20 protein-coding genes, 1 tRNA gene and 1 other RNA gene are annotated in these 19,911 nt (G+C 31.7%); 3 read left to right on the top strand and 19 right to left on the bottom strand.

The features are described from left to right. Positions 1–123: 123 nt before the first annotated feature. The 3 genes from BN2665_RS02370 to BN2665_RS02360 all read right to left on the bottom strand — a co-directional run bounded on the left by BN2665_RS02370 (position 124) and on the right by BN2665_RS02360 (position 2,565). Positions 124–273 carry a hypothetical protein gene (locus BN2665_RS02370; protein ID WP_195892645.1) on the bottom strand — a complete coding sequence of 50 codons (150 nt, stop codon included), beginning with the start codon at positions 271–273 and terminating at the stop codon, positions 124–126. 176 nt (positions 274–449) lie between these two features. Further along, the gene (locus tag BN2665_RS02365; RefSeq protein ID WP_055665509.1) at positions 450–1,313 is read right to left on the bottom strand and encodes a hypothetical protein; all 864 of its coding nucleotides are present in this window, start codon (positions 1,311–1,313) and stop codon (positions 450–452) included. Positions 1,314–1,875: 562 nt separating this feature from the next. Beyond that, the gene (locus BN2665_RS02360; RefSeq protein ID WP_195892644.1) at positions 1,876–2,565 is read right to left on the bottom strand and encodes a GGDEF domain-containing protein; all 690 of its coding nucleotides are present in this window, start codon (positions 2,563–2,565) and stop codon (positions 1,876–1,878) included. A gap of 550 nt (positions 2,566–3,115) precedes the next feature. On the opposite strand from BN2665_RS02360, the gene BN2665_RS02355 reads away from it, so the two are divergent. Next, the gene (locus BN2665_RS02355) at positions 3,116–3,442 is read left to right on the top strand and encodes a helix-turn-helix domain-containing protein (RefSeq protein ID WP_055665507.1); all 327 of its coding nucleotides are present in this window, start codon (positions 3,116–3,118) and stop codon (positions 3,440–3,442) included. 189 nt (positions 3,443–3,631) lie between these two features. Here BN2665_RS02355 and BN2665_RS02350 read toward each other — a convergent pair whose 3' ends face one another. From BN2665_RS02350 to BN2665_RS02315, 9 genes are all read right to left on the bottom strand, one after another. After that, positions 3,632–3,946 (bottom strand): hypothetical protein, encoded by a 315-nt coding sequence (locus tag BN2665_RS02350; RefSeq protein WP_055665506.1) that lies wholly within the window; start codon positions 3,944–3,946, stop codon positions 3,632–3,634. A gap of 950 nt (positions 3,947–4,896) precedes the next feature. Continuing rightward, a complete protein-coding gene (recR, locus tag BN2665_RS02345; RefSeq protein WP_055665505.1) occupies positions 4,897–5,493 on the bottom strand; it encodes a recombination mediator RecR in 597 nt (198 codons plus the stop codon). 85 nt (positions 5,494–5,578) lie between these two features. Next, entirely contained in the window at positions 5,579–5,917 is a 339-nt protein-coding gene (locus BN2665_RS02340) for a YbaB/EbfC family nucleoid-associated protein (protein WP_055665504.1), read from the bottom strand. Positions 5,918–6,095: 178 nt separating this feature from the next. Next, positions 6,096–7,715, bottom strand: coding sequence for a DNA polymerase III subunit gamma/tau (gene dnaX / locus BN2665_RS02335; RefSeq protein ID WP_055665503.1), 1,620 nt, complete (start codon positions 7,713–7,715; stop codon positions 6,096–6,098). Between the two features lie 119 nt (positions 7,716–7,834). Next, a complete protein-coding gene (locus BN2665_RS02330; RefSeq protein ID WP_055665502.1) occupies positions 7,835–8,794 on the bottom strand; it encodes an ABC transporter substrate-binding protein in 960 nt (319 codons plus the stop codon). Positions 8,795–8,806: 12 nt separating this feature from the next. After that, complete coding sequence (locus BN2665_RS02325; RefSeq protein ID WP_055665501.1) at positions 8,807–9,562, bottom strand: ABC transporter ATP-binding protein; 756 nt, start codon at positions 9,560–9,562, stop codon at positions 8,807–8,809. After that, positions 9,525–10,418: an ABC transporter permease gene (locus BN2665_RS02320; protein WP_055665500.1), complete on the bottom strand. Its 894-nt coding sequence runs from the start codon at positions 10,416–10,418 to the stop codon at positions 9,525–9,527. The genes BN2665_RS02325 and BN2665_RS02320 overlap by 38 nt, the downstream gene beginning before the upstream one ends. Positions 10,419–10,821: 403 nt before the next feature. Then, an RNA gene (ffs, locus tag BN2665_RS26130) (signal recognition particle sRNA large type) lies at positions 10,822–11,086 on the bottom strand. Positions 11,087–11,096: 10 nt separating this feature from the next. Further along, positions 11,097–11,186, bottom strand: a tRNA-Ser gene (locus tag BN2665_RS02315). A gap of 266 nt (positions 11,187–11,452) precedes the next feature. On the opposite strand from BN2665_RS02315, the gene BN2665_RS02310 reads away from it, so the two are divergent. Further along, positions 11,453–12,112: an Mpv17/PMP22 family protein gene (locus BN2665_RS02310; protein ID WP_055665499.1), complete on the top strand. Its 660-nt coding sequence runs from the start codon at positions 11,453–11,455 to the stop codon at positions 12,110–12,112. Positions 12,113–12,310: 198 nt separating this feature from the next. Next, a complete protein-coding gene (locus tag BN2665_RS02305; protein ID WP_055665498.1) occupies positions 12,311–12,709 on the top strand; it encodes a SatD family protein in 399 nt (132 codons plus the stop codon). Here BN2665_RS02305 and BN2665_RS02300 read toward each other — a convergent pair. From BN2665_RS02300 to BN2665_RS02270, 7 genes are all read right to left on the bottom strand, one after another. Continuing rightward, entirely contained in the window at positions 12,683–13,531 is an 849-nt protein-coding gene (locus BN2665_RS02300) for a DUF3307 domain-containing protein (RefSeq protein ID WP_055665497.1), read from the bottom strand. The genes BN2665_RS02305 and BN2665_RS02300 overlap by 27 nt on opposite strands. Before the next feature lies 1 nt (position 13,532). Then, positions 13,533–14,300, bottom strand: coding sequence for a SatD family protein (locus BN2665_RS02295; RefSeq protein ID WP_055665496.1), 768 nt, complete (start codon positions 14,298–14,300; stop codon positions 13,533–13,535). A gap of 222 nt (positions 14,301–14,522) precedes the next feature. Further along, entirely contained in the window at positions 14,523–15,302 is a 780-nt protein-coding gene (gene lgt / locus BN2665_RS02290) for a prolipoprotein diacylglyceryl transferase (RefSeq protein WP_055665495.1), read from the bottom strand. Positions 15,303–15,523: 221 nt separating this feature from the next. Then, the gene (locus BN2665_RS27505) at positions 15,524–15,871 is read right to left on the bottom strand and encodes an FMN-binding protein (protein WP_055665494.1); all 348 of its coding nucleotides are present in this window, start codon (positions 15,869–15,871) and stop codon (positions 15,524–15,526) included. Positions 15,872–15,883: 12 nt separating this feature from the next. Beyond that, on the bottom strand, positions 15,884–17,299 hold the full coding sequence (locus tag BN2665_RS02280; RefSeq protein WP_055665493.1) for a flavocytochrome c: 1,416 nt from the start codon (positions 17,297–17,299) through the stop codon (positions 15,884–15,886). A 109-nt stretch (positions 17,300–17,408) separates the two neighbouring features. Continuing rightward, entirely contained in the window at positions 17,409–18,092 is a 684-nt protein-coding gene (locus tag BN2665_RS02275; RefSeq protein ID WP_055665492.1) for a response regulator, read from the bottom strand. Further along, positions 18,089–19,660 (bottom strand): ATP-binding protein, encoded by a 1,572-nt coding sequence (locus BN2665_RS02270; RefSeq protein WP_055665491.1) that lies wholly within the window; start codon positions 19,658–19,660, stop codon positions 18,089–18,091. Before BN2665_RS02270 ends, BN2665_RS02275 begins: the two co-directional genes overlap by 4 nt. Positions 19,661–19,911 lie beyond the last annotated feature (251 nt).

The raw sequence follows: 19,911 nt of genomic DNA, 5'->3' as shown, positions 1-19,911 counted from the left end.
ATGACTTATTGGAAATACATTCTGTAATTACTTTATCTTTTTGCCAATAAACTTTAAATTTACTGTCGTTTTGAAAAACTAGAAATTAAATATAACGAACTGGTAAACTTTAGATATTTGAACTTATTTTTTATTTAAAGCAACATCCATAATGCGATTATGCAATCTACGTCTGTAATCTTCTTCAAAGTTATCAGCATTATCAAGAATAGCACGCACCCAGAGTGGCTTTGGCGGTTTAACTTTTATAATTGGTTCTTTAGCTTTATCCAATTTTATCACCATATCTTTATTTTTTACTTTTATTTTACCATATTTCTTAAAATGAAGATATTGGGAAATAAAATTCACTATAAGCCTGTGTGTTTCTATATATTTACTCTTTAATATAGATATTTATTTTCCTTTCTTATTTTCACGTAATAATTCTTCTATAGCATCTATAATAATCAAACTACATTTTTTCGTTTCTCCCATATACTAACTTTAGCATATATTTTTTCAGATTTAATCCTTTTTAATAGACAAATTCTATGGTTTCCGTTACTTCCCAAATAAAACTTACCATCAACTTCATTTAATCTAACGTAGTCATCTAATTCTTTTAAGGATCCATTACAATGTTGCTTGTAGAGCCATCCGCATCGTTCCGAATTTATACATTCCTTAACTTGTTCTTCATATTTAGCGGAAGTTTCTAAAACATCATTTATAGTCATCTCACCATTCCATTCATCTGATGGATTGTATAAACCTTTTTTCATATAATTATACAATTGTATACACCCACTTACTCCTTTTCCCAACGCATCAGGATAATTAACTATATCTTTCACAGGTACTTCTTTGAGTACAGTATCTAAAACGAAATGAGTATCATTATTCCAATTCTCTTCAAGTTTCTTTCTTTTCCTTTCATTAACTTTTGCCTTTCCACTAAACCATAATAGTTTCGGTTCTTCAAAACCAACAGGAAGTGTCTCATAATATACTTCAATCCATAGTTTTGTATCTAAATTAATTCTAAATTCCCATTCAAAGCCAACCTCTTTCCAAAATTGCCACCATCTTTTCCCTAACTTTCTATGTTTCATTTTAATATCAGGTAATATTTCAGTCCATTCATCATCAGTTTTTTCAAGATATAGTTTCAATAAATCACTAAATTCATATTTATTACCTTTATATATTATTACATGGCTCCATCCCTCATTTGCGCAAAAACCATCTTTAACTTTTTCGTAGATATGCCCCTTGAAAATTATTTCGCTACCTACTTTAATGCCATCCGTAACTCTTGCATTATTCTTCACAACAAAACCCCCAACAATACTATATATTGAACATTTTCTATTTGTATTACTATATATTGTAATAAATGCTTGTTACTTTGTAAAGTTTATCCCTCTAATGCATATATGATGACAACTATAATAATTAATCCTTATTCCTTAAGCCTTTTTCCTACAAACAAATAAATCCCTGAACGGAAATGCAGTATCCCCTCTGCGTCCATCCAAGAATTACAGAAAATGTTTATTATTTAGGAAAAAGATTTATTATAATTGTCAACGTAATACTAAAGAAACTTACCCTATAGTACATTTAACATTTTGTTACAAGTATTGCAAATTGTAAATGTGGTAATTTGATATTTATAGTAAGACTTTTTATTATAAGCAATACAAAATTGTATTTATTAATATTATAAGAATTCAATAGGAAGTTTTCAATCATGTCTACAATTCTATAGTACTAATAGTATATTAAGTATTCGAACGATTTGGCGGCACAGGCCATTGGATTGCTTATCCTCGCACGCAAAACATTTCCAAACCAATACCTATGTAGCTATTCTTTTAAATACTTTCTATATTAATACCTGTCAAATAATGACACCCTATTACGTCCCTGACCTTTTGCCTTATATAATGCCTTGTCCGCTAATCCTATAAGATAGTTTATTTCTGTTTTTTCTTGAACTGTAACAACTCCAATACTAATTGTAACTTTACATAATATATCTTGTTCACAACTAAAATTATTTTCTTCAACCATTCTTCTAATTCTCTCTGCTAACCTATATGCACCATCAGCATCTGTATCTGGAAGAATTATAGCAAATTCTTCACCTCCCCATCTTACAACACTATCATTAACTCTCACATTATGCATAAAAATACCTGCAATTTGCTTTAGTATATTATCTCCTGATATATGTCCATATTTATCATTAAACTCCTTAAAATTATCTACATCCACCATAAGTAATGATATTGAAGACTCACGTTTTCTTGTTTGCTCCATTTTATATTTCATTTCCAAGTAAAAGAAACTCCTATTTCCTAAACCCGTCAAACTATCTTTGTAAGCCTGACTATATAGTGTTTGGATTTTCATAGCTCCTACAAAAGAAAAAAACATAGCGATAACTGTAACCATTAACCATATAAATAAATCATATTTTTCTGCTACATAGAAATCAATAAAATACCCTAGCACATGAAGTATAAAGGCATTTACCAATAAAATAACTGGCATAAACCTGTAGAAAAACCTTCTCACTACTAATTGCCCTCTTTCCTATAATATTTCTAATAAACTAAATACCATTGCTTATCATAATATTTTTCTTTGCACAAAGTAAAGAAAAATCATCTGAAAATTTAAATAACATCTTCTTCAGCACTATTAATTTCATTCATAAACATAAAACCTTATAACAAGTCTAAATCTAATGTATATCACAAATCATTTTGCTGATTATATTACTTAATTGACAGAGCATATTATATTCTTTATATATTTAAGCTGTTCTTTTATTAATAAAAAACTTGATCCTTTATGAACATATAGTAAATAATTGGTAAGACTCAATTTTTTCGAAATTTTATCTACATCCATCCCTTTCTAATTATATATCTGTGATTTATTTTTGTTTTATAGTAGTATTCTATTTTATTTGATATATTCCTACACTTACATGAATATTTTATCTTATAATGTAAAAATCTTCAAAGGTTTTTAGCGCTACATGGGTAATTTATTTTAACCCATTTAGTTTATTTTATGTTGTATACATTATCTGTAAAGTAAACTAGAGGGGTGTTTGAAAATGGATTATAAAAAAATTGGTGAGAGAATACAAAAGGAAAGACTAGGACTTGGTTTAACTCGCGAAAAAATTGCCGAAATTCTTAATTTATCAGCAAATTTTATTGGTCAAATTGAACGCGGAGAAAAGAAAATGAGCCTTGCAACTATGGTAAAAATCTCCGAATGCTTGCGAGTTTCAATTGATTATTTGATATATGGGAAAGATACCGAAGATGAAAATATTAATGATGATGAATTAACCAATCTAATAAGAAAATGCTCTAAACTTGAACGTTCACTTATTTTAGATATTGTAAAATCCATAATACCATACATAAAAAAATAAATACTTAATCTTATATATTATCAAAAGAACTTTTTTGAGATTTATTATTTATGAAACACTGTACCTGAATAGAGTCATTCTGCTTCAATACAATTATTGGAACAATTTTTACATATTCATTGAAACAAAATAATTAGAGTGCAGAATTTTATGATTCTACACTCCAAAACTTGAAATTAATTCTTTGATTTATGCTTCTTTTATCTGATCTGAAAAATATTTTTCTATAACTCCTATCATGTCATGCTCTTCTGCCCACTCATATGCTTCCATCTCTGAAATCGGGATTATGTTTTCTCCACCTGTCCAAGAATTTGAACTAACTAAAGTAGCATACTCTGTTCTGGCACCACCTTCTCCATGAATAAAGTAGGCTCCGCTTTTAGTCCTATATAATGCCTCATAAAAATAATTTACATCACTGTAACCATTGCCAAAGGAATATTCCCCCAATAGTTCTGCAGTATCAGTATTGTATAGTTTATGGTTTATTACTTTTTTCATATATGCATCACTCCTTTTATTTCATTAGAGTTTTGATAAATTCTATTTATGTACTTTTATTTAGTTTAGGAATGTTGCATCTTATATGATATATGACTTAAGCAGGGTTACTGATTTCTCTTGGTCTCCCTTGCTATGTTTATATACTATCATATTTATATTATATACTCAAATTTTACTCAAGAAAATTTTTAAAGCCTGTTGCATCTTCATATTATCCTTTATATTAAGGTATATAGTGATTCTTGAAACTGGACCACCTGTATTGGTTTAATAGATTGTTTATTAAAACTACTATTAATGAGTATCTAAAATCATCTTTCTGTTAACGTCAACGTGATGTTGACATTAATAAAATTAAACATAATATACCTTTAGATAATATCCCCTTATTTATTTGTTCATCTCTGTTCCTTGACTGACAAAACTTTATTTTCATTTTAACAAAACTTATCTAAAATTCTTTTCTAAAAAAATTTTTTCCTTATTTCTTTTTCTCTAATTCCTTAATCCTAACTATATACTAATCAAAAAATATTTTATCAAAAATAAAAAAAAGTTATGTTACAAAAGTTGACTAAAAGCTTGAAATTTAGCCATTTGTTAATATTTGTTAATTTTCTATAAACACTCTAAATTTTATTTTTTCTAAAGAGACTTTCCATTTTATTTCTAAAATGGTATCTATAAAAGTAAATAATGTTCTGTTGTGAAGCAGTGGCAAGGACAAAGAAATAAGGGAAAAAGACTATTGATTTTCCTATTGCTTTTTCCCTTCTATTCTTTAATTATAAAGGCTTTCGCCTTATTTTTCTATTACTTTTCTAAATTATTTATCTATTGTTTCTTCCTTTTTTAGCCTAAATTCATAACATAACTTTATTTTCTCTAACAAAACTTTTTTTGCCGTGATAAATGTTTTTTTGTGTTAAACAAAAATATACAAGCTTTTATATTTCTTTCCTGCCCTCTAAAGCTTTTGATAAAGTAACTTCATCCGCATACTCTAAATCTCCACCTACTGGTATACCGTGGGCAATCCTAGTTACTTTAACCCCTAAAGGCTTTAGTATCTTTGATATATACATGGCTGTAGCCTCTCCTTCAATATTAGGATTTGTGGCCACTATAACCTCTGTTACATCTCCACTCATTCTGGTAATAAGCTCTTTTATTCTTATATCAGAAGGGCCTCTGCCTGCCATAGGAGATATATTTCCATGAAGTACATGATATACTCCATTAAATTCCTTTACTTTTTCCATAGATATAATATCCTTTGCCTGCTCTACTACGCAAATTAAGGCTTTATCTCTATTTGGATTTCCACAAATAGCACAAGGGTCTTTATCTGTGTAATTTCCGCATACAGAGCAGTATTTTATGGTTCCCCTAGCCTGAACTAACGCTTTAGCAAATTCCTCTACTTCATCTTTAGGTAGATTTAATATATGCAAAGTAAGCCTTTGAGCGGTTTTATGTCCTATGCTAGGTAATTTAGCAAATTCCTCAATAAGTTTTTCTATTGCAACTGGATAGAATTCCAATTTATTTTCACATCCTCATAAACTTATTTTAGGCATACATAACTGTATGCCTAAATTAGTGGTAAATAACTACTATATAAATTTATTAAAACATTCCTGGTAAGTTAAATCCACCAGTTAATTTACCCATTTCCTTTGCTGTTTCTTCTTCTGCTCTCTTTAATGCTTCACTGCACGCACTAAGAATTAAATCCTCAAGCATTTCAACGTCATCTGGATCTACTACCTCTGGTTTTAGTTTTATATCTACTATTTGCTTCTTGCCATTTGCCACTGCTACTACTGCTCCACCACCAACAGAAGCTTCAAATTCTTTATCCTCGAGTTCCTTTTGCATATCTTCCATTTGCTTTTGGAATTTTTGAGCTTGCTTTAATAGATTATTCATATTTCCGCCCATTCCTGGGAATCCACCTTTTGCCATAAATTAATACCTCCTTAATTTAAACCTATTCATTATTATATATTATTTTAATTGTTTGTGCAAAAGTCCCTTATTCCCCAATACTATGAGAAAATATAAGAGAAATAAGCACTATTTACTATATAGAATATAATATTAAAATTACCCTCTTATTGACATTGTTATCTTAATTTTATATTTACTCATCAAGAACTTCCACTAATTCTTCTCCAAAGGTTTCAATTAACCTCTTTTCTGTAAGATCATCCACTACCTCTTCATCAGAGTCTATGCTATACTTAATTTTAACTCTTTCCCTTAGAATCTCGGAGAATATATCTTCAACAATCTTTCTATTATCTTCCTTTTCTAACCTTTGCTTATTGAAAGAAAATTGTTTTTCATATTCTATCTCTATGACTCCTCCACTGCAGGCTGCAGGTTTTCCTGTTACTATAGAAGCATACACCACCATATGCCTTCTTGCCTTAATGGTTTCTAGTATGTCCTTCCAGGACTTTCTTACATCATCTAAACTAAGAGTGGAATTTTCATTAAATCGCTGTACTGGTTTTACCTTTGCTTCTTCTTTTTCTTCAGAGGTTGAAGCTTTAGTTACCTCTCTTTGAGGCCTTTGCGCTACAGTTTCGCAGGCCACTGTTATCTTTCCTTGTTTTATAGCCTCTTCTAATTTATTTATTCTTGCTAGCAGCACTTCCTTTGAAGTATCATATTCTATTTTGCACATTTTTATAACTGCTAGCTCTAAATAAACTCTACCTTGCTTGCTCCACTTGGATTGCTCCTCCGCCTCCTGTAGAATTCTTATACATCTCATTATCTCTTCTACTCTTATTTTTTCGCCTTGTTCCTTTAGAAGCTTTATATTTTCTTCAGACATATCTACAACTTCTTCGGGATTATTGCTTATTTTCACCATTAAAAGGTTACGAAGATGGTTTATCATGTCTTTAATGAAGGTATGAATATCCTTTCCTCCAAAAACAATTTGATCTATATTCTTCATAGACTTTTCGATATCTTTTCCTATTATAGAGTCCATGAGCTGTACTAGACTTTCATTGGTAACTAATCCAAGCATGTTCACTACGTCTTCATATTCTACCTTGCCGCCTCCCATGGATATAGCTTGATCTAATATACTTAAAGAGTCTCTCATAGCTCCATCGGACATTCTTGCAATAAGATTTAAACTCTTATCATCTGCAAAAACTCCTTGCTGCTTAACAATTCTCCTAAGCCTTATAGAAATATCTTCATTTTTTATTCTCTTAAAATCAAACCTTTGGCACCTAGATAATATGGTTATGGGCAGCTTTTGCGGGTCTGTGGTAGCCAATATAAATACTACATTCTTAGGTGGCTCCTCTAAGGTTTTTAGAAAAGCATTTACCGCACCAGTAGAAAGCATATGAACTTCATCCATGATGTAAACCTTGAATCTTGCCTCTTGTGGAGGATACTGCACATCATCTATTATGTCTCTTATATTATCTACTCCATTATTTGAAGCTGCATCTAATTCATTTACATCTATAGCTAACCCGGAATTTATCTTTTGACACATGTCACACTGATTACAGGGTTCTCCCTCCCTTAAATCTAAGCAATTTAAGGCCTTAGCTAATATTTTCGCTGTGGAGGTCTTACCCGTTCCTCTTGTGCCGCAAAATAGGTAGGCATGAGCTATTCTTTCTTTTTTAATTTGATTTTTTAAGGTTATGGTTATGTGTTCTTGACCTACTACATCATCAAAGGTTCTAGGTCTCCATTCTCTATATAAAGCTGTATAAGCCAAAGGTATCACCTCACTATTATTATAGCCTATATATCTATGCTTTAGTAAACAATCTACTTTGCATTGTATATACCTATTATACTATAAAAATACTTTACATAGAGTAACATATTTGAAAATTACTTAGTCTTTATATATTGAATATTTTCAGCCTTTGGCTTTGGAATCCCTAATGCCTTTAAGCTATCTTCATTTATATATATATCTGTTTCCTCTGATATTTTAATAGGCATTTTTGATATATCCTTTCCTTTTAATACCTCTACCGCCATTTTACCTGCTTCATAGCCTAACTTGTAATAATTGATACCTACAGTCGCTAAAGCTCCCGCTTCTACTGAGCCTTTTTCTGCTGCTATAATAGGAATTTTAGCCTCTAGGGTGCTTTTTGCAATTATTGGCATTGAAGACACTACTAATTGATCTGTAGGTACATAAAGTATATCTATCTTCTTCACTAGGCTGTTTATGGCACTGCTAACATCATTAGTACTTGAAACTCCTGTAGTTATAATCTCATAATCTTTTGCTGCTTTCCTTAATTCTTCTACTTGAACCTCGGAATTTACTTCACTGGTATTATATATAACTCCTATTTTTTTAGCCTTAGGCATTAGCTGTTTTATTAAGTCTAACTGCTTCTCTACTGGTAAATAATCTGAGGTTCCTGAAACATTTGTTTCTGGTTTATCTAAAGACTTTGCTATGCCTGCTTTTATGGGGTCAGTAACTGCAGTAATCATTATAGGAATGTCCTTTGTAGCATTATAAGCTCCTTGAGCTGAAGCTGTAGCTATAGCAAAAATTAAATCCTTCTTTTGAGACACGTATTTTTTGCCTATGGTTTGAGCTACAGCTATATCCCCCTGCGCATTTTGATATTCTATTTTTATATTATCTCCATCCTTATAACCATTTTCCTCTAAAGCCTTCATGAAGCCTTCCCTGCTTTGGTCTAAGGCCACATACTCTACTATCTGGCTTATACCTATATTTATAACCTTCTTGCCACCTTCAGCTTTTGTACATCCTGTTAGCATAATTCCAACTATCGATATTAAGGCAATTAATTTTTTCATAGCAATTCTCCTTTACACTGCGTATTCAAATTTTTCTAATATATTTTCTATAGTCAATCTCTTTTTCTGCTCTCCTTCTAAATCTAGAATGATATCACCCTTATGCAGCATAATCAATCTATTACCATATTCAATGGCATCCTTTAAATTGTGAGTAACCATCAGTGTGGTAATATTTTTTTCTTCCACAAGCCTTCTTGTTAACTCCATTATCTCCTTTGATGTCTTGGGATCTAATGCTGCGGTATGCTCATCTAGCAATAATAGTTTAGGATTGGAAACACTAGCCATTATAAGACATAATGCCTGTCTTTGACCTCCAGATAAATACTTAACCTGTACATCCAAAAGTCTTTTTAAATCTAAAGATATATCTTTTAGTAAAGCTTCTAAATCCTCTGTTTTATGTCTTAAACAATATTTCAAATTAATTAATTTTCCTTTATTTAAGGCTAAAGATAGATTTTCTCTCACAGTCATAGAGGGGCATGTACCCAAGGAAGGATTTTGAAAAACCCTACTGATGATTTTTGTTCTTTTATGTTCGGGTACTTTACTTAAATCCATACCTTTCAATAAAATGCTTCCAGAGGTTTCATTAACAAGCCCTGAAAGTACATTTAATAATGTGGACTTCCCTGTACCATTACTGCCAATTATAGTAATAAAATCTCCTTTTTTAATATTTAAGCTTAAATCTGAAAATAGTATGTTTTCACCCACATAGGAGTTATGAAAGCTTTTTGATAAGTTTTGTATCTTTAACATTTAATAAATTCCCCCTCCCTCTTCTACTCTCCTTATTCTTTAATCCGCTAAGAGCTAGGAATAAAATTATCACTATGGATGTGACCATTTTTAAATCCACAGGAGTAAGCCCTATATTCATTGCAAAATATATAGTTATCTGATAGATTAAGGTTCCCATTATCACTAAGGTAGTGTCTTTTACAAAATTAACCCTTTTAATAACTGATGTTCCTAAGATTATGGATGCTATGCCTAACACTAAAGTACCGATTCCCATAGATATATCTGAAAATCCTTGATACTGAGCCATTATACTTCCTGCAAAAGCAACAAGTCCATTGGATAACATAAGACCAAGTATCTTAACTTTCCCTATTTCTATGCCTAAGGATTTAATCATTTGAGGGTTATCACCCACTCCTTTTAATGTATAGCCTAGGCCTGTCTTCAAAAACATATCTATAGAAATCTTTATTACCATTACAAAAACTAACGTAGTTACTAATGGATTAAAATTATAAAATATATTCTCATTTGCAAAGATAGGTATATTAGCCTTTCCCATGATCCGTAGGTTTAATGAATATAATATACCCATTACTAAAATTCCAGAAAGTAAATTCGATATCCTTAGCTTTACATGGAGTATTCCTGTTAATAAGCCTGCTATACCTCCTGATAATAGTGCCACCATCACTCCTAAAATCGGTGAATGCCCACTTTTCAGCATTATAGCTATTACTGCTCCTCCTAAGGAAAAGCTCCCGTCTACAGACAGATCAGGGAAATCCAATATGCTATAGCTTATGTACACCCCTAATACCATAATTGATAAAATTAGCCCTTGTGTTAATACAGCTTCCATTGCCTCCATAAAATTTCTCCTTTCTAATTTTTCTTATTTTGAATATAAAAAAACCACAGAGAACATCCTGTGGCTTAATAAATACAAACGCAAAAAAACGTAAAAGCCACATAGACAACCTATGTGGCTTTCTTTACAAGATAAACGAAAAACTTACACTCATAGCCAACATAGATACAACCCTCAATTTCAAAGCATTGCTGGGTTTGTACCTATGCTTTAATTCTAGATACAAACCCTATCTAAATTGGCTACTAAAGACAAATTGTACTTTTTCATTTAATAAGTTTCTCATTTTCTAATCCTCCTAAAAAATATTAAACCTAGTCTACCACCTATGCTTTTTAATGTCAAGCAAAAAATAAAAAAGAGAGTATCAAAACTCTCCCATACTCTAAAACTATTATGTAAACCGTGCACCTCACGTCGACTTTAACATACAAGCGTTACCTATACAGTTAGCTCAAGCTAGGTTAATCCACGGCACACGGAAGTGACCACTTACCGCTGCTTCCTTCCGGACCTGACGGGGTTTATGGGCTTCCGTTGCGTGGGACCCAGCTCTCAACACCACTTTTATAGGTCAGACCTTACAGATTAAAGCCTAAGTGAGGAATTCAATCCTGCTATAGCGGATTGCAGGTTACAGGGCACCGCTGACTCCCCATCTAGCACGGAAAAATAAAATGGCGGAGAGAGGGGGATTCGAACCCCCGGTAGAGTTTCCCCTACACACGCTTTCCAGGCGTGCTCCTTCAACCACTCAGACATCTCTCCATATATTATTGTTGTTATTCAATTGTCACAATGGTTATTATACTATCAATCAACTTATATTTCAATAGTTTTTTCTCAATTAATTGTTTCTTGTTTATGAACATTTTTACATAATATATTTCACATTATTAAATTGAAAATTATTTCTAAATAATGATATTAAAATATAAACATATTTCTGCTTTCGGAAGCTATCTTCATATTTTTTGTAGGGCTATTATTGCTGTATAGGTTTACATGATATAATTTGTATTGGGGGTGTATTTATGAAAAAGAAAGATTTATTATGGGCACTTGGTCTAATTTTAATTATTTTCATACTTGTCTATCCAGATACTCATAAACTTTTTATCGAAGCTACTAAAAACTATCCTTATATAATGGGATTTGTCAAGGTATCAATCCTTGCTACCATGGGGGAGCTCTTAGCTATAAGAATAACTACCGGAGACTTTAAAAAACCTACAGGAGTTCTTTATAAGTTTATAATATGGGGTTTCATAGGTATGGTATTTGTCATAATGTTTGATATCTATGCTGGTGGAGTTTCTTTTGTAACTTCAAAGGGACTCTTACCTAAGGTTGGTGGTGAAACTCTATCAAAGGTTATTAATGCATTTTTTATCAGTGCTATTATGAACTTGACCTTTGCTCCAACCTTTATGGCTTTTCATAGAGTGACGGACACTTTTATAGAAATGGGTAATGGAAGGTTAAATAAGATTTTTAGCTTAAAAGTCTCTGAGGTTTTAAAATCCATAGACTGGAATGGGTTTATTGGTTTTGTAGTTTTAAAAACTATACCTTTATTTTGGATTCCAGCTCATACAGTTACCTTTATACTCCCTCCAGAGTATAGGGTACTGGTAGCGTCCTTCCTCTCCATAGCCTTAGGCGCCATTCTTGCCACCGCAAAGAAAAAATAATATTAGAGCAAGATATATTAATACATATAAAGAGGAGCATCTTTTACATAGATGCTCCTCTTTATATGTATTATTCACCATTTATACCGGTATTCATATTATACAATAAGATTAATTTTTTAATAAAGTATAGATTTAAATATTAACTGTTATAAAGTTAATGTTTAAATCTATACTTTAAGAATAGAAGGAGGAGTCATGCTTTATTGTACTTTAATTTGTGATATTAAATCATCTAAAAAACTTAAAAATAGAGAGGAAATACAGTACAAAATAATTGATATGTTAAAAGCGGTTAACACAAAATTTAAAGATATTATTGTATCTCCCTTTTTAATAACTTCCGGTGATGAATGGCAGGGCCTTTTAAAATACCCTTGCGACTATAAAAAAATAATAAGATTTTTTAATGAGTTTATTCCTGATGTACAATTTTATACTGGAGTAGGCATCGGCTCCATATATATTCATAATTTTGAGCTTACAGTAAATCAATTGGACGGGCCCTCTTTTCATAGAGCTAGAGAAGCCCTAAAATTTGCTAAAAGAAATAATTTGCCCTTGGTAATTTTATTTGATGATTGGAATAATATTTAGACTCTTTATTATTATTCCCCCAGCTATAGCAGTTATAAAGCTTATAAAAGTACCAATAATAAAGTATTCAGCAAAGCTGCTATCATCTAGCTTTTTAAACCTAGCAATAGATTTTGCCGTAAGTACAAAGCCTATCATTTGAGGTTGCCCTATAGCCATAACTAATAATATAAAGGTTCTTTCTAGTATTCCAATTATAAACCCACCATCCCTAGCTCCTGCGTCTGTATCTCTTACTTTATTGCTTACAATAAAACCATTATCAATAAGCTTAGAGTATGCTTTTAAATTTACATTACTAATATACTTACGTATAAAAACCCCACTTACCCAAGTGCATAGTAAAAAAATAATACTTAGCACAAGCCATCTATCAATTATATTGATGTCACTGGGATAGGTATTTATAATAATAGCAACTTCTTTCAAAAAAGCATTTATATTTAAAGATGATACTACAATAACTATCACTATAACATGGAGCACTTGGTCTATAATAAATAAAGCTATATCATTTTCTAAGGAAGCCTTGAATTTAAATGCTAAACTCTTTACTTCGTCTATTATAAAATGCATAAAAGCTGTATAAAATGAAATTTTAAAACAGATCAGAATATTAAGCTTTATTGGCTTGTCCAGAAAATAATATAGGGACAAAAGAAATAGCATTAGAAAGAAATGCATACAACTATGTAGTGCATTTCCTACTAGTCCCTTTTTTAAATCTTTACTAAATCTCATATTCAATATGCTTTTTTTCTGAAATATAAAGTCACAAAGTAAATGGCTAAAAAAAAGTAATAAAAAAATCCTAAAATCCATTTTAATTACCCTTTCTAATGGCACAATATAATTCCAGCAATGATTCTATAAGATAATTATTGTTATCAATTACAAAGTAATTAGAACTATTTAATTTTTGACTTATATCAGCTTTAGAAATATCTTGACTCTTCTTTACTATGTTATTATATGAGCCTAACTCCTCATAAAGCTCAATTATTTTTAATTGCTTATCTGTTATTTTATTTTTTAATATCTCATTATTTTCAATCAATGTATTTATAATCTTATTTATGGATACACCATTTGATTTATCATCATCACTAGTTAATGCTACCTCCTTATAGGTTGAAGAGCCTAGTGCATATTGTTCAATAAAAGGAAGCTCTTTAGCATTAAAATATATATTGTTCTTCTTGCTATTTAGCTCTTTATTATAAAATCTATTTTTATTTTTTACTATGTTTAAAGCCTCTCTCGCTTTAACAAAGCACTCTCCATCCATTAACCTTGTATCTTCATAAAGGTCCGTGCTAATAGTTCCTATACCAATACCGGCATATATATCTATGTTCTCTTTTCTTAAAAATTTCTGAAATGCAGCTATGATGTGATAGCTCTTGCTAGGCTTTCTTAAGATAATCTGCCATTCATCTCCTAAAACAAAAGTTATAGGAGATGCTAATATGTCTCCAAATTCTCTGTTTAGCTTTTGCATATGATTATTTAGATTTTCTTGTATTAGCTCTCTATTCTTTAACCTTCTTGAGCCTACTATATCTATATTTATAACGCTGAATATTCTCATAAAATCATCACATCACCTTAAAATATTTTATTTTATGCTATAGTCAACTGATTTAAGTATATCGCTACTGTTAATTATACCATATTAATACAGTTCTATACCTGATTTTTTAAAAAAGTATATTTTAGACTATAACCGCTGATCATTCTTCTCTCTCAAGTCGTTGATAAATAATGTAATAAAAAATCAACCTAAAGATTAAATCTAAAGGTTGATTTTATCCTAACTAAATATATTCTTCTTTTTTCTTAACTTTAAATAAATTATTATGATGAGACCTACTACAATTCCTATAAGGCTGACAATCTGAGCTATTCTTAAGCCTCCTATTAACAAGCTATCCGTTCTCAATCCTTCTATAAAGAATCTACCCACAGAATAGAGCACTGCGTATAAGGAAATAACTAAGCCTTTTTCATTTTCTCTTCTCTTTATAAGTACAAACATTAATATAGCAAAAACCAACAAATTCCACAGAGATTCATATAAAAAGGTAGGATGGTAATAAGCCCCATCTATAAACATTCCCTTTTGTATGAAGGCTGGAAATTTACTTATAAACTCAACACTTACTTCTCCACCATGGGCTTCACTATTGAAAAAGTTTCCCCATCTTCCAATGGCTTGAGCTAATATAATAGCTGGTGCCACCACATCTAGCATAGCCACTAGGTCTAATTTTTTTACTTTAGTATATATCCATGCAGTACCTATTCCAAATATAAGCCCTCCATGTATGGCTAAGCCGCCTTCTCTTATATTAATAATAGACATTAAATCTCCTCTATAATTTTCAAATTCAAAAGCCACATAATAAAGCCTTGCCCCCACTATAGCCAAAGGAAAGGCGATTAAAAACACGTCTAATATCTTATCGAAATCTACATTTTTTAATTTACTATTGTAGCTAGATATTATTAAGGCAATTATAACTCCTAAAGTAATAATTATGCCGTACCATGTAACTGGAATTCCTAATATGTTAAAAGCAATCGGATTCAAGTGCATCACCTCAAAAATTTATTAAATCTATAAGCTTTATAATAAAGCATACGCCTATTCATTGTCAAACTACTATAAAAAAATTCAATATAATTCACTATAACCTATAGATATGTTTTTTTTATGAAGATAAAAAATTTACGGAGCACCTTCTAATATGTATTAGACTTTGCTCCGTAATTTATAGGGAAAGCTCTGATTTCTATATAGGGGGCTATATATTATTTTTTAGCTTTCTTTAAAGCATCTTCAACGGCTTCTATTACGCCCTTACTGGAGTTTGAAGCACCACTTATAGCTTCAACGCCTTCAGTTGTTTGTTTCTTTATTATATCAGGGATTACATTTTCTATAACTGGATCTATAAGATTTTTAGTTTCTTTATGCTCTAAAATCTTTATAGAATCTATCTTTCCTTTTTTAACCTCTACAGCAACCTTTATATCGCTGCTGGCCCCTCTTCCTACACCTTCATAGGAACCATCTTTATACTTACCACTATTTCCACAGCCTGCAAATATAGCCATAACCATAATTAATGTTAAAACTAAACTTAATATCTTTTTCATAATTTCCTCCTACTATTTAGAGAATTTAGCTGCACCTTTTCCTGCTATTCTTCCAAAGGTAACAATATCAGCTAAGGCATTTCCCCCAAGTCTGTTTCCTCCGTGAACTCCTCCAGTAATTTCTCCTGCTGCATATAATCCTTTTATAGGTTGTCCATTTTCTCCTACAACTTGAGCATCATTATTTATAACTAATCCACCCATAGTATGGTGTACTGCTGGAGTTACTTCTATAGCATAGAATTTAGGTTTATCTAAAGTTATTGGCATATCAGGACGTTTAAACTCTGTATCATTTTTAGCTGTAACTGCTGCATTATACTTACCAACTGTTTCTTTTAATGCATTCTTATCTATCTTTAACTGATCTGCTAATGCTTCTATTGAATCAGCTTCTGTTACTAGCTTCATATCGAAATATTCTTCTACAGCCTTTAAGCTCTTTCTCATACCTTCATCAAAGAATAAGTATGCCACTTTATCCTTTTGCTCTAATATAGCTTTTGAAACTACGTCTCTAGTTAATAATTCATTTACAAAACGCTTACCATCTTTATTTATAAGTATTGCACCATTACCTCTAACTGCTTCTGTAACCATTACACCTTTTCCAGGTACTACTGTTGGGTGAGTTTGAATCTCTGCCATATCTACAAGCTTTGAACCTGCTTTAGTTCCAAGCACTATACCATCTCCTGTAGCTCCTGCATGGTTAGTTGTAGCAAAACCTTTTAGTTCTGGTTTATACTTAACTACCATCTCTTGGTTAGCTGAGAATCCACCTGCTGCTATTACTACGGATTTAGCATTTATTGTATATTCTTTTTTGTCTTTATTTACTACTTTAACACCTGTAACATTTCCATCTTTATCTTTAAGTATCTCTTTAGCTTCATTCCAAAGTCTTACATCTATCTTTCTATCTTCAGCTGCTTTTTTTAGAGTTTGTACTATAGTAGCTCCTACTGCTCCACCACCTGATGGTCTGTGAGCTCTATTAACACTAGCTCCTGCTAATCTACCTACATCTGATAAATCAGCGCCTAATTTAGTTAACCATTCTACTGAGTTTTTAGCTTCAGTAGTTAATACTTTAACTAATTCTGGATTATTCTTATTGTATCCACCCTTCATAGTATCATCAAAGAATAATTGTTGACTATCCTGTACACCTGCTTTTTCTTGTTGTGGTGTACCAGCTGCATTTAATCCACCAGTAGCTCTATTGGTATTTCCACCCACCATTGGCATCTTTTCTAATACTACTACCTTGGCACCGTTATCATAAGCCTCTACCGCAGCAGCAAGTCCTGCTCCACCGGCTCCTATTACAACTACGTCCGCCTTTTCACTCTTTGCTGTCGAGCATCCTGCCATAATTGGAAGAACTAAAGCCACAGACATAACTAAAGCTAATATTTTCTTCATTTACTGTTTCCCCCTCAAATTGTTTATCAATAATAACAATTTGAGTATATTTGTTAAATAACAAACAATCAATAATTAGGTCTTATTATTCTTTTTGGTCTTTTTGGTCTTATTTTTTCTTTTTATACATATGACAGGGTCTTCCCACCCTACCATATTCAAACTCAATAGTTAATTTATCCTCCTTTAACATAAACTCTAAATATCTTCTCACTGTAACTCTAGCTAATCCTATATCTTCTGCTATTTGATCTGCTGTAAAATTCCCCTCAACGCTGCCTATATGCTCCCATACTTGAACATAGGTATGCTGGTTTAGCCCCTTGGAAAGCTCCATCTCCTCTTCTTCTTTTAAACTTTCATTAGAGTTTAATATGAATCTGTCTATCTCTTTCTGCTGAACGCTCTTCATGGTATTCATGCCTTCTAATCTGCATTTGTATTGATTTAAAGCCTCTTTAAACCTTTGAAAGGTAAAAGGTTTGACTAAATAGTCTATAGCCCCATACCTAAAAGCCTCCTCCACCGCTTCTATGCTTCTGTCCGCCGTTATTAATATAACATCACATTTTATTTCCTCTCTCCTAAGCCACTTTAAGAGCTCAATACCATTTCCTTTTGGCAAAAATATATCTAAAAGAATAAGCTGAGGCATATCTTTAATGATTATTTCTTTTGCTTCCCCAATATCTCCTGTGGAGGCCAGCAGTTTAAACCCCTCAAGCTTATCTAAAAACATTGAATTTATGTCTCTAACCATAGGGTCATCTTCAACTATCATAACTCTTATCATACTTCCACCTCATTCATAGGTATTTTTACTGACCAAATAGTTTCTTCTCCCGTAATATAACTTATGGTTCCATTAACAGAATTCAAAATTTGCTTTACATTATATAAACCGTAGCCTCTTTCTCCTTCTTTTGTGCTAATACCCTTTTCGTAAATGGAATCACCAAGTTCCTTAGGTATAGCTTCGCCATTATTAGTGACTTCTATTAAAAACTCATTCATTCTTTGCAGCACTTTGATTTTTATAAACCCCCCTGCTTTCCCTATTACTGCATCTATAGAATTTTCTATTAAATTTCCCACCACACAGCAAAGCTCATCTTCTCTTATATCTCTAGGTAGTGATCTAACGCTGCAGCCCTCATGAATTTTGAAATCTATCCTAGCTTCTGAAGCCTTATTGTATTTAGCTAATATAAGAGCGCTTAAGGTTACATCCTTTATCCTATGAGTTAAAATATCTAAAATATCATTTCTCACTTTAGTGGTGTCATATATAAAATCCAAAGCTTTATCATACTTTTCAAGCTGTATTAATCCCGAAATAGTGTGAAGCTTATTCATAAATTCATGATTCTGCGCTCTTAAGTCCCAGGTCATTTGCTTTATGCCTGTAAGCTCCTCTGCCATTTGTTTTACCTTTGTTAAATCTTGAAAGCTAGCTAAAACCCCCATGAGTTCTCCCCTTTCATCGATTAAGGGGCAATAGTTGCTCATGATGGTTATCTGTGCTTTTAATTTTTCTTCAACATTATATATGGGCTTTTTAGTATTTAATACCTCTACAAATTTACTAGAATACTTTTCACTTAATATGTTTTTCCCCACATAATCTCCTTTAAGCCCTAAAATATCTCTTCCCGCCTTATTTAACAAGGTTATTTTACCCTCTCTATTAATGGCAATTAAGCCTTCATTCATGCTCTCTATTATAGCTTGCTTTTCCATTACCATCCAAGCAATTTCTTTAGGTTCTAATCCTAAAATTGTCTTTTTTATGTTTAAAGATAAAAGGGCAGCTCCTGTGACGCCTATAACCATAGCCAATAGAATATAAGGCAAAAAATCATATAGAAGATTTTTGAATTCTTGAGATATCCATCCAGTCAATATACCAACGCACACTGCCCCAATCTGCTCTCCATCCTTATAGATAGGTGTAAAGGCTCTTAAGGACTTACCTAAGGTTCCAATTCCTTCTGTAATATAGGATTCCCCCGTAGTTAATACCCGGTCCTCATCACCTCCACTAAACTTTTTCCCCACATTATCTGGTATAGGATGAGAATATCTTATAGCATTCATATCCATAACAGTGATGAACTGAACCCTAGTCTTTAATCTTATTTTTTCAATTAAATATTGTATGGTAGTGCTGCCGTTAGGTAGTAATAGATTATCTTGTACTTCTTTCATTGATGCTACAGACGTAGCTATATCCATAGCATTTTTCCCCATCTGATCTTTTATAAGCTCTTTCATTTTTTTCACAGAAAACCATACCGCTATGCTTAGAGTAAATAGTAATATAGCTATAATTAAAAGAGTTATCTTCTTTTGCAGCTTCATAGAAATCTCCTTTTAAATAAAATACTTATTGTTAACTTTTTGTCGAAATATAGTATGTTATAATTATATCAAATTTAATAAAAATTAGCTTGTCTTAATAACAAGACAAGCTAATTTTTATTACATCTCTGCCATAGCTTTTACTGATGTAACGTATTCAGAAGGAGTCATTTAGTACAGTTTTTAAAGGCCCTAGAAAAATAATTTACCGAATTATAGCCAATCTTCTCGGTAGTTTCTGTAAAATTGTC

It is taken from the genome of Desnuesiella massiliensis (genome assembly GCF_001403615.1).
Taxonomy (GTDB): domain Bacteria; phylum Bacillota; class Clostridia; order Clostridiales; family Clostridiaceae; genus Desnuesiella; species Desnuesiella massiliensis.
Note: the sequence above shows the minus strand (reverse complement) of the source record. Positions and strands in the feature narration are given on the sequence as shown.

What these genes read in the sequence shown, in the direction of transcription:
- BN2665_RS02330 (WP_055665502.1), bottom strand. Translation starts at nt 8,794, where the DNA reads ATGAAAAAATTAATTGCCTTAATATCGATAGTTGGAATTATGCTAACA.
- BN2665_RS02310 (WP_055665499.1), top strand. Translation starts at nt 11,453, where the DNA reads ATGAAAAAGAAAGATTTATTATGGGCACTTGGTCTAATTTTAATTATT.
- BN2665_RS02350 (WP_055665506.1), bottom strand. Translation starts at nt 3,946, where the DNA reads ATGAAAAAAGTAATAAACCATAAACTATACAATACTGATACTGCAGAA.
- BN2665_RS02325 (WP_055665501.1), bottom strand. Translation starts at nt 9,562, where the DNA reads ATGTTAAAGATACAAAACTTATCAAAAAGCTTTCATAACTCCTATGTG.
- BN2665_RS02275 (WP_055665492.1), bottom strand. Translation starts at nt 18,092, where the DNA reads ATGATAAGAGTTATGATAGTTGAAGATGACCCTATGGTTAGAGACATA.
- BN2665_RS02300 (WP_055665497.1), bottom strand. Translation starts at nt 13,531, where the DNA reads ATGGATTTTAGGATTTTTTTATTACTTTTTTTTAGCCATTTACTTTGT.
- BN2665_RS02355 (WP_055665507.1), top strand. Translation starts at nt 3,116, where the DNA reads ATGGATTATAAAAAAATTGGTGAGAGAATACAAAAGGAAAGACTAGGA.
- BN2665_RS02320 (WP_055665500.1), bottom strand. Translation starts at nt 10,418, where the DNA reads ATGGAGGCAATGGAAGCTGTATTAACACAAGGGCTAATTTTATCAATT.
- BN2665_RS02340 (WP_055665504.1), bottom strand. Translation starts at nt 5,917, where the DNA reads ATGGCAAAAGGTGGATTCCCAGGAATGGGCGGAAATATGAATAATCTA.
- BN2665_RS02295 (WP_055665496.1), bottom strand. Translation starts at nt 14,300, where the DNA reads ATGAGAATATTCAGCGTTATAAATATAGATATAGTAGGCTCAAGAAGG.
- BN2665_RS02280 (WP_055665493.1), bottom strand. Translation starts at nt 17,299, where the DNA reads ATGAAGAAAATATTAGCTTTAGTTATGTCTGTGGCTTTAGTTCTTCCA.
- BN2665_RS02270 (WP_055665491.1), bottom strand. Translation starts at nt 19,660, where the DNA reads ATGAAGCTGCAAAAGAAGATAACTCTTTTAATTATAGCTATATTACTA.
- BN2665_RS27505 (WP_055665494.1), bottom strand. Translation starts at nt 15,871, where the DNA reads ATGAAAAAGATATTAAGTTTAGTTTTAACATTAATTATGGTTATGGCT.
- BN2665_RS02305 (WP_055665498.1), top strand. Translation starts at nt 12,311, where the DNA reads ATGCTTTATTGTACTTTAATTTGTGATATTAAATCATCTAAAAAACTT.